9 protein-coding genes are annotated in these 7,883 nt (G+C 69.9%); 7 read left to right on the top strand and 2 right to left on the bottom strand.

All coding sequences use genetic code 11. The annotated features are described in order from the left end of the window. Nucleotides 1-22 precede the first annotated feature (22 nt). Nucleotides 23-1,690 carry a urocanate hydratase gene (hutU, locus tag VEC04_RS12165; RefSeq protein WP_324777212.1) on the bottom strand — a complete coding sequence of 556 codons (1,668 nt, stop codon included), beginning with the start codon at nucleotides 1,688-1,690 and terminating at the stop codon, nucleotides 23-25. A gap of 110 nt (nucleotides 1,691-1,800) precedes the next feature. Here hutU and VEC04_RS12160 point away from each other — a divergent pair, with 110 nt between their 5' ends. The 4 genes from VEC04_RS12160 (at nucleotide 1,801) to hutI (ending at nucleotide 5,117) form a co-directional block, all read left to right on the top strand. After that, complete coding sequence (locus tag VEC04_RS12160) at nucleotides 1,801-2,409, top strand: RNA polymerase sigma factor (protein WP_324777210.1); 609 nt, start codon at nucleotides 1,801-1,803, stop codon at nucleotides 2,407-2,409. Between the two features lie 13 nt (nucleotides 2,410-2,422). Continuing rightward, nucleotides 2,423-2,812, top strand: coding sequence for a VOC family protein (locus VEC04_RS12155; protein ID WP_324777208.1), 390 nt, complete (start codon nucleotides 2,423-2,425; stop codon nucleotides 2,810-2,812). A gap of 57 nt (nucleotides 2,813-2,869) precedes the next feature. Continuing rightward, nucleotides 2,870-3,757, top strand: a complete 888-nt coding sequence (locus tag VEC04_RS12150; RefSeq protein ID WP_324777206.1) for an agmatinase family protein — start codon at nucleotides 2,870-2,872, stop codon at nucleotides 3,755-3,757. 145 nt (nucleotides 3,758-3,902) lie between these two features. Next, nucleotides 3,903-5,117, top strand: coding sequence for an imidazolonepropionase (hutI, locus tag VEC04_RS12145; protein ID WP_324777204.1), 1,215 nt, complete (start codon nucleotides 3,903-3,905; stop codon nucleotides 5,115-5,117). Between the two features lie 142 nt (nucleotides 5,118-5,259). Here the strand turns inward: hutI and VEC04_RS12140 are convergent, their stop codons facing one another. Next, on the bottom strand, nucleotides 5,260-5,862 hold the full coding sequence (locus VEC04_RS12140) for a nitroreductase (RefSeq protein ID WP_324777202.1): 603 nt from the start codon (nucleotides 5,860-5,862) through the stop codon (nucleotides 5,260-5,262). 45 nt (nucleotides 5,863-5,907) lie between these two features. On the opposite strand from VEC04_RS12140, the gene VEC04_RS12135 reads away from it, so the two are divergent. From VEC04_RS12135 to VEC04_RS12125, 3 genes are all read left to right on the top strand, one after another. Then, nucleotides 5,908-6,558, top strand: a complete 651-nt coding sequence (locus VEC04_RS12135; RefSeq protein WP_324777200.1) for an NUDIX hydrolase — start codon at nucleotides 5,908-5,910, stop codon at nucleotides 6,556-6,558. 20 nt (nucleotides 6,559-6,578) lie between these two features. Continuing rightward, a complete protein-coding gene (gene cysE / locus VEC04_RS12130) occupies nucleotides 6,579-7,400 on the top strand; it encodes a serine O-acetyltransferase (RefSeq protein WP_324777198.1) in 822 nt (273 codons plus the stop codon). Between the two features lie 70 nt (nucleotides 7,401-7,470). Then, nucleotides 7,471-7,683, top strand: a complete 213-nt coding sequence (locus tag VEC04_RS12125; protein ID WP_324777196.1) for a DUF3126 family protein — start codon at nucleotides 7,471-7,473, stop codon at nucleotides 7,681-7,683. Nucleotides 7,684-7,883 lie beyond the last annotated feature (200 nt).

Here is a 7,883-nt window from a genome sequence, read left to right as displayed (position 1 = left end):
GCTGGTCTACGTAGCATGGTCTCTACTTCTCCAGCATCGGCATCTTGATCCCGTGCCGCTTCGCCGCTGCGATGGCTTCCTCGTACCCCGCGTCCGCGTGGCGCACGATGCCCATGCCGGGATCCGTGGTCAGGACCCGTTCAAGCCGCCGCGCCGCCTCGGGCGTTCCATCGGCCACGATGACCTGCCCGGCGTGCTGGCTGTAGCCCATTCCCACGCCGCCCCCATGGTGGAACGAGACCCAGGTTGCGCCGCCCACCGCGTTGATCATTGCGTTCAGGATCGCCCAGTCGGAAATGGCATCCGAGCCGTCCTTCATCGCCTCGGTCTCGCGGTTCGGACTCGCCACCGACCCGCTGTCCAGATGGTCCCGCCCGATGACGATCGGTCCCGACAACTCGCCCGACGCCACCATGTCGTTGAACATCAGTCCGGCGCGGTGGCGGTCGCCCAACCCGATCCAGCAGATGCGCGCCGGAAGCCCCTGGAAGGCGATGCGCTCGCCCGCCATGTCCAGCCAGCGGTGCAGGCCGGCGTTGTCCGGAAACAGCGTCTTCATCGCCGCGTCGGTCTTGCGGATATCCTCCGGATCGCCGGTCAGCGAGGCCCAGCGGAACGGCCCGATGCCGCGGCAGAACAGGGGGCGGATGTAGGCCGGCACGAACCCCGGGAAATCGAAGGCGTTCTCGACGCCCTCGTCGAAGGCCACCTGGCGGATATTGTTGCCGTAGTCCGTTGTCGGCACGCCCTGCGCATGGAAATCGAGCATCGCCTGCACGTGTACGGCCATGGATTTGCGCGCCGCGGCCTCGACGGCGGCCGGGTCGGCCTGCCGCTTCGTCTCCCACTCCGCCACGGTCCAGCCGGCCGGCAGATAGCCGTTGACCGGGTCGTGCGCCGAGGTCTGGTCGGTCACCAGATCGGGTCGAACGCCGCGCTTCACCAGCTCAGGCAACACCTCAGCCGCATTTCCCAACAGCCCTATTGAAATCGGCTTTTTCTCTTCAAGTGACCGGTTCAGCAGCGCGAGGGCCTCGTCCAGGGTCTCGGCCATCACATCGAGGTAGCGGGTCTTCAGCCGCATCTCGATCCGGCTGCGCTGGCATTCGATCGCGAGGCAGGACGCCCCCGCCATGGTCGCGGCCAGCGGCTGCGCCCCGCCCATGCCGCCCAGCCCTGCCGTCAGGATCCATTTGCCGGTCCAGTCGCCGCCGTGGTGCTGGCGCCCGGCCTCCATGAAGGTCTCGTAGGTGCCCTGAACGATGCCCTGCGTGCCGATGTAGATCCACGAGCCGGCCGTCATCTGGCCGTACATCATCAGACCCTTGCGATCGAGCTCGTTGAAATGCTCCCAGGTCGCCCATTTCGGCACGAGGTTGGAGTTGGCGATCAGCACCCGCGGCGCGTCGGCATGGGTGTGGAACACGCCCACCGGCTTGCCCGACTGCACCAGCAGCGTCTGGTCCGCCTCCAGTTTGCGCAGTTCGTCGACGATCCGGTCGAACGCCGCCCAGTCCCGCGCCGCCTTGCCGATGCCGCCATAGACCACGAGGTCCTCGGGGCGCTCGGCCACCTCGGGATCGAGGTTGTTCATCAGCATCCGCAGCGCCGCCTCCGCGGCCCAGGTCTTCGCCGTCATCTCCCGTCCGCGGGGGCTGCGGATGATGCGGGTGTTCGGGGTAGTGTTCATGGCGGTGTCTCTAACCGGTCTCCGGGCGGTCGAGAAGGTGGAGTGGACCCGGCGGGGCGTTGCGGTGTCCCGCGGCCGGCCTGTAGGCTGCCTCGGGACGGGAGGAGCGGATGGATCGCAAGACATATCTGCTGCTACTGGGCCAGGCCCGCCGGCGCGTCCGCCACCCGCCGGAGGCCGAGGATCTGTTGCAGGACGCGCTGCTGATCGCATTGGAGGCCGGACGCGGAAACCTGACCGAGGTCGAGAATCGCCGCTGGTTCGCGGGGGTGGTGAGAAACCTCGCCCTCCTGGATGCGCGCCGCGCGGCGCGGCGTCGCCGGCGCGAAGCGGAGTTTCAGGCCGCCGCGCCAGAGGCGATCCCGTCCGGGCCCCCGTCGCGCCAGCCGGTTGAGGACCTGCCGCCCGCGCTCAGGACCACGGCCCTGCTGGCCCTGACCGGCCATACGCGGACCGAGATCGCCTGGCTACTGCAACTCTCCGATGTCGCGCTGCGCAAGCGAATCAGCGAAATCCGACGTCGCTGGAAGGGTGGCGACGCCGCGCTGAACATGGCGGCCTTGCGGGGCGACCTGCCCTTCGGGCTGATGCGGCGCGCGCTGCTGGGCCGGGTTCGCGACCCGCATCCGGCGCTGGGCTCGCACGACCCCGATGGAAATCTTTTCGTCGTGTCCTCACGGATTCCCATGCGGCGGCAACAAGGGTCGTCCGAAAGCTGAAAGGGAGATTGTGATGTTCGGGAAAACGCGGATCGGGACCATCTGCTACTATGTGAAGGACACGGGCCGCACCGAAGCCTTCTACCGCGACGTGCTGGGGCTGGACGTCGTCAACATGGGCGACGATGGGTCGGGAACCGACTGGCTGCTGGCGAATACGGCGGGCGGCGTCGAGCTGATCTTCTTCAAACAGGACTCGCGGCCCGGCAACACGCCGATCATCGTCTTCGACCTGGCGGAGGGCGGCATCGACGATGTCGTGACCGCCTTGGCCGAGAAGGGTGCCACGATCGTGACACCCGTCAGCGAGGCGCCCGGCGGCTGGTCGGCCGAGTTCGCCGACCCGGACGGCCATGTCCTGTCGATGTATCAGGCCGGCGACAAGGCTCGCGCCAGGGCGTGAGGCGGGCCGGGGCGCGAGGTCCTTCTCCCGCAAGGGGAGAAGGGGTTATGTGGATGGATGACCGACTCAGACGCCCTCGGCTGGCGCTCCATCGCGGACCTGCTCGGCGATCACCGCGGCGCCCCGGTGGCCCTGATCGGCGCCGGCCTCAACGAGCGCTCCCTGACGCCCGGGCGCTGCGACCTGGGCCCGAAGGCCTTCCGCGCCGTCCTGCCGCGGTTCTCGACCTATGACGTGGAGGCCGGAGCCGAACTGAACACGCGCGTGCACGACGCCGGCGACGTGGCGGTCAAGGCGCTGTCGCCCGCCGACGCCTTCGAACCGGTCCGCAACGCCTTGGCGGCGCAGGCATCCCGCGCCCTGACCGTCCTGATCGGCGGCAACAACGCCATCACCCGGCCCGGCGTCCATGCCCTCGGCCTCGACCGCGTCAGCCTGCTCACCCTCGACGCCCATTTCGACCTGCGCGACACGGACCAGGGTCTCACCAACGGCAACCCGATTCAGGCCCTGCTCGAGGACGGCCTCGACGGCCGCCGCATCAGCCAGATCGGCCTCGCGCCCTTCGCCAACACCCGACGGGCCCACGACAAGGCGAAGGCCGCCGGCATCTCGGTCCGCACCGCCCGCGACTGCCGCGACCAGGGTCTCGCCGCCGTCGTGAAGGAGGAACTGGCCCGCCTCTCCACGCTGGCCGAGCTCATCTACGTCGACTTCGACATCGACGTCATCGACCGCAGCCAGTGGCCGGCCTCGCCCGGCGCCCGCCCCGGCGGCGTCTCCGTCCACGACTTCTTCGAGGCGACCCGTGTCGTCGGCGCCCATCCGAAGGTCAAGGCGGTCGACCTGACCGAATACGACCCCTCGCTGGAAATCGGCGATCTCGCCTCCCTGACTGCGGGCCGCTGGTTCTGCGAACTGCTGGCCGGATTCGAGACGCGATGATTTTCCCTTCCGCTCATCCCGGCGAAAGCCGGGACCCTGTCCTGACCAGCGAGGCGCAGGCGCATCAGGACTGCGATCCGCAGCATCATGGCTTCAGCCTGTCACCCAAGCCACCGGGTCCCGGCTTTCGCCGGGATGGGCGGATATGACGGTCGGTGCTCTCATCACCGGTTGCCGTCTCGCCACAATGGTCGAGGGCGGGGAGCCCTACGGCGCCATCGACGACGGCGCCCTCCTGATCGACGCCGGCCGCATCGTCTGGGCCGGGCGCCGCGCCGACCTGCCGTCGCATGACGCCGCAGAGACCCACCGCCTCGACGGCCGCTGGGTCACGCCAGGCCTGATCGACTGCCACACCCACCTCGTCTTCGGCGGCGACCGCTCGGGCGAGTTCGAACAGCGGCTCGGCGGCGCCACCTATGAGGAAATCGCCCGCGCCGGCGGCGGCATCGTCTCTTCGGTGGCGGCGACCCGGGCGGCGTCGGAAGACGACCTCTACGCCAGCGCCCTGGTCCGGCTCGCGGGCCTGACCGCCACCGGCGTCACCACCGTCGAGATCAAGTCCGGCTACGGCCTCGACCACGACAGCGAGCTGAAGATGCTGCGCGTCGCCCGCCGCATCGGCCGCGAGGCCGGTGTGCGCGTCCGCACCAGCTACCTTGGCCTCCATGCCGTGCCGCCCGAGCACCAGGCCGACCGCGCCCGCTATGTGGACAAGGCTGTGGATGAAATCCTCCCCGCCGCCCACGCCGAAGGCCTCGTCGACGCCGTCGACGCCTATTGCGAGCCCATCGCCTTCTCCACCGGCGAGGTGGCCCGGCTGTTCGACAAGGCCCGTGCCCTCGGCCTTCCGGTCAAGCTGCACGCCGACCAGTTGTCCGACGGCGGCGGCGCGGCGCTGGCGGCGAAATACGGCGCGCTTTCGGCCGACCACATCGAACACACCGGCGAGGCGGGCGTCCACGCCATGGGGCAGGCCGGCGTCGTCGCCGTCCTGCTGCCGGGCGCGTTCCTGATGCTGCGCGAGACCACGCCGCCTCCCGTCGACCTGCTGCGCCGCCACGGCGTGGCCATGGCGGTGGCCACCGACTGCAACCCCGGCACCTCGCCGCTGGCGTCGATGACGGCGGCCCTCAATCTCGCCTGCGTCCAGTTCCGCCTCACCCCGGAGGAGGCGCTGGCCGGGGCCACGCGCATCGCGGCCAGGGCCCTCGGCCTGTCCGGCGAAACCGGAACCCTCCAACCGGGCAAGGCCGCCGATCTGGCCGTGTGGGACATCGAACGCCCCGCCGAGCTCTGCTACTGGCTCGGCAAGCCGCTGCTGCACGCCCGCTACGTCGCCGGCGTCCGCGATCGGTAATCGCCCGTAAGGCCGAATCCCCGCAGTCTGCGCCCATGCGCTTCGCCCGCGACCGCACCGAAGGCTTGCTGCTCGCCGCCCTGATCGCGGTGACGCTCGGGCTGGCGGTCGTCACCGGCCTGTCCGTCGAGGCGGCGCTGGCTCAGATCCGGTAGACGGTCTTCGCCGCCAGATCCGGCCGCGGCCGCTCCAGCGGCGGTTCGGCCAGCGTCCCCATATGGATGAAGCCGGCGACCCGCTCGCGCGCCTGAACTCCAAGTAGTTCAAGCGCTTCCGCGTCATAGCTGTACCAGTCCGTGATCCAGCTGGCCGAATAACCCAGAGCATTGGCGGCGTGTTCGAGGTTCATGCACACCGCTCCGGCCGAGAGCTGCTGCTCCCACACCGGCGCCTTGTGGCCCTCGACCGGCGTCGAGACCACCAGGACGCTCACCGGCGGCGCGGTCAGCTTGGACAGCACCTTGCGCGCCTTGCCCGGATCCGCCTGCCGGTCCGCGAGCGGCAGCAGGGCTTCTGACAGGGCGGCGCGGCTCTGCGGCCCCATGACCACGAACCGCCACGGAAACAGCTTGCCATGATCCGGCGTGCGGGCGCCGAGCCGCAGAATGTGTTCGACCTCCGCGGCCGACGGCCCCGGGGCGACCAGGGCCTGGGCCGGAGCCGAACGGCGCGTGGCCAGCCGCGCCTGCATTTCGGCCGAGGGTGTGGGGAGGGGGAGGGCCTGGCCCAGATCGTCGTCGGACATCCGGTCTAGCTAGTCGTCCGCGCGCCCGTGCGCCATATGCGGGCGATGACAGACTCCCGCGACGCCTTCGACGCCGACCGCCCGACACCCGCCTGGGACGACCCGTCCGGCCGCCCGCCGCCGTGGCGCAGCGCCGGCGAAAGCCTGATCTTCGAGAACCCGTGGATGCGGCTGACCCGCCATCGCGCGACGGCGCCGACGGGGCTGGAAGCCGACTACGTCGTCATGCGGCCGAAGAACATCTCCGTCGGCGTCCTGCCCGTTCACGACGACGGGACCATCACCCTGGTCGGCCAGCAGCGCTTCGCCCTGATGAACTGGTCGTGGGAGATGCCCGAGGGCGGCGCGCCGTTCGACGAGGACCCGCTGGAGGGCGCCCGCCGCGAACTGGCCGAGGAGGCGGGGCTCAAGGCCGCCTGCTGGCGCGAGGCGCTGAAGGTCGAGATGGCCAACTCCATCACCGACGAGCGCGCCCTGTCCTGGATTGCGTGGGACTTCCAGCCCGCGCCTGTGGCCCCCGATCCGACCGAGGTCATCCGCGTCGCCCGCGTCCCGTTCGGCGATCTGTTGCGCGAGATCGGGCACGGCGCGGTGCGCGACATGTTCACCGTGGCGACCGCGCTCAGGGCCTACCATATGGCCCGCGAGGGCGAACTGCCCCCCGAACTGGCGAAGGCCATGCTGGCGAGCGTATGATGTCCCCGAAGGAGACCCGGATGCCGAAACTCGAAGTCGTCGCCGCCCGGCCGGACACCTGGAGCCAGCTTCGCGCCGCCGCGGAGGAGACCGCCCGCGCCGAGCCTCACCTGGCCTCGCAGATGAACGCGGTGATCCTGTCGCACGGCGACCTCGCCGCCGCCCTCGGCTTCCAGATCGCCCGCAAGCTGGGCGACGCGGAACTGGGTCCCATGTCGGTGCGCGAGATCTGCCGCGACGCCTTCGAGAGCGATCCCTCGATCGTCGCCGCCGCCGAGGCCGACCTGCGCGCCGTGGCCGAGCGCGACCCGGCCATCAAGACCCTTCTGCAGCCCTTCCTCTACTTCAAGGGCTTCCAGGCGCTGCAGGGCCACCGTGTGGCCCATTGGCTGTGGAACCAGGGACGTGACGCCCTGGCGTTTCATTTCCAGAGCCGCATGTCCGAGCTGTTCCAGGTCGACATCCATCCGGCCGCGCGGCTGGGCTCCGGCCTGTTCCTCGACCATGGCACCGGCATCGTCATCGGCGAGACGGCGGTGGTCGGCGACGACGTCTCCATGCTGCACGCCGTCACCCTCGGCGGCACCGGCGCCCAGCGTGGCGACCGTCATCCCAAGATCGGCAAGGGCGTGCTTCTCGGAGCGGGCGCCAAGGTGCTGGGGAACATCGCCGTCGGCGACTACGCGAAGGTCGCGTCCGGCTCCGTCGTGCTCAAGCCGGTGCCCGCCGGCTGCACCGTCGCCGGCGTCCCCGCGCGGCTGGTCAACTGCCCGACCGAGGCCGCCCCGGCCCGGACCATGGACCATACCCTGGCCGACATCGTCTACGACTTCGTCATCTGAAGCGTTGAGGGTTTCCCTTCGCCGGGCCTTTCTCTAGGGTCCGCCGCTCCAGACAGACCTGAGGCCGACCATGAACACCGCCGACATGAAGCGCGTCGAGACGCACCTGAAGCGCACCTTCAACACGGGCGGCATCATCCTGAAGCCGCGCGGCAAGCCCAGCGACTCGGCCGAGGTCTATGTCGGCGACGAGTTCATCGGCGTCGTCTTCGAGGACGAGGACGAGGCCGGCAGCTTCATGTTCGAAATGGCCATCCTGGCGGAAGACCTGCCGGACGCCTGACCCGCTTCAGACGAGCGCGCACGAAAAAGCGCCGGAGGATCGCTCCTCCGGCGCTTCGTCTTTTCAGGCCGTGATCAGCGCTTGCCGAAGATCATATCCAGCAGGCCGGTCAGGAAGCCCTTCTCGGCCGGCTTGGCGGCGGCCGGCGCCGGAGCCGGAGCCGCGGCGGGCTTCGCAGCGGCGGCGGGAGCCGCGGCCGC

Source organism: Brevundimonas sp. (genome assembly GCF_035626535.1).
Classification (GTDB): domain Bacteria; phylum Pseudomonadota; class Alphaproteobacteria; order Caulobacterales; family Caulobacteraceae; genus Brevundimonas.
This window is presented reverse-complemented; position numbering and strand designations above follow the sequence as displayed.

Coding starts and splice junctions, on each gene's coding strand:
- VEC04_RS12135 (WP_324777200.1), top strand. CDS start 5,908: ATGACAGACTCCCGCGACGCCTTCGACGCCGACCGCCCGACACCCGCC.
- VEC04_RS12140 (WP_324777202.1), bottom strand. CDS start 5,862: ATGTCCGACGACGATCTGGGCCAGGCCCTCCCCCTCCCCACACCCTCG.
- VEC04_RS12155 (WP_324777208.1), top strand. CDS start 2,423: ATGTTCGGGAAAACGCGGATCGGGACCATCTGCTACTATGTGAAGGAC.
- hutI (WP_324777204.1), top strand. CDS start 3,903: ATGACGGTCGGTGCTCTCATCACCGGTTGCCGTCTCGCCACAATGGTC.
- hutU (WP_324777212.1), bottom strand. CDS start 1,690: ATGAACACTACCCCGAACACCCGCATCATCCGCAGCCCCCGCGGACGG.
- VEC04_RS12150 (WP_324777206.1), top strand. CDS start 2,870: ATGACCGACTCAGACGCCCTCGGCTGGCGCTCCATCGCGGACCTGCTC.
- cysE (WP_324777198.1), top strand. CDS start 6,579: ATGCCGAAACTCGAAGTCGTCGCCGCCCGGCCGGACACCTGGAGCCAG.
- VEC04_RS12125 (WP_324777196.1), top strand. CDS start 7,471: ATGAACACCGCCGACATGAAGCGCGTCGAGACGCACCTGAAGCGCACC.
- VEC04_RS12160 (WP_324777210.1), top strand. CDS start 1,801: ATGGATCGCAAGACATATCTGCTGCTACTGGGCCAGGCCCGCCGGCGC.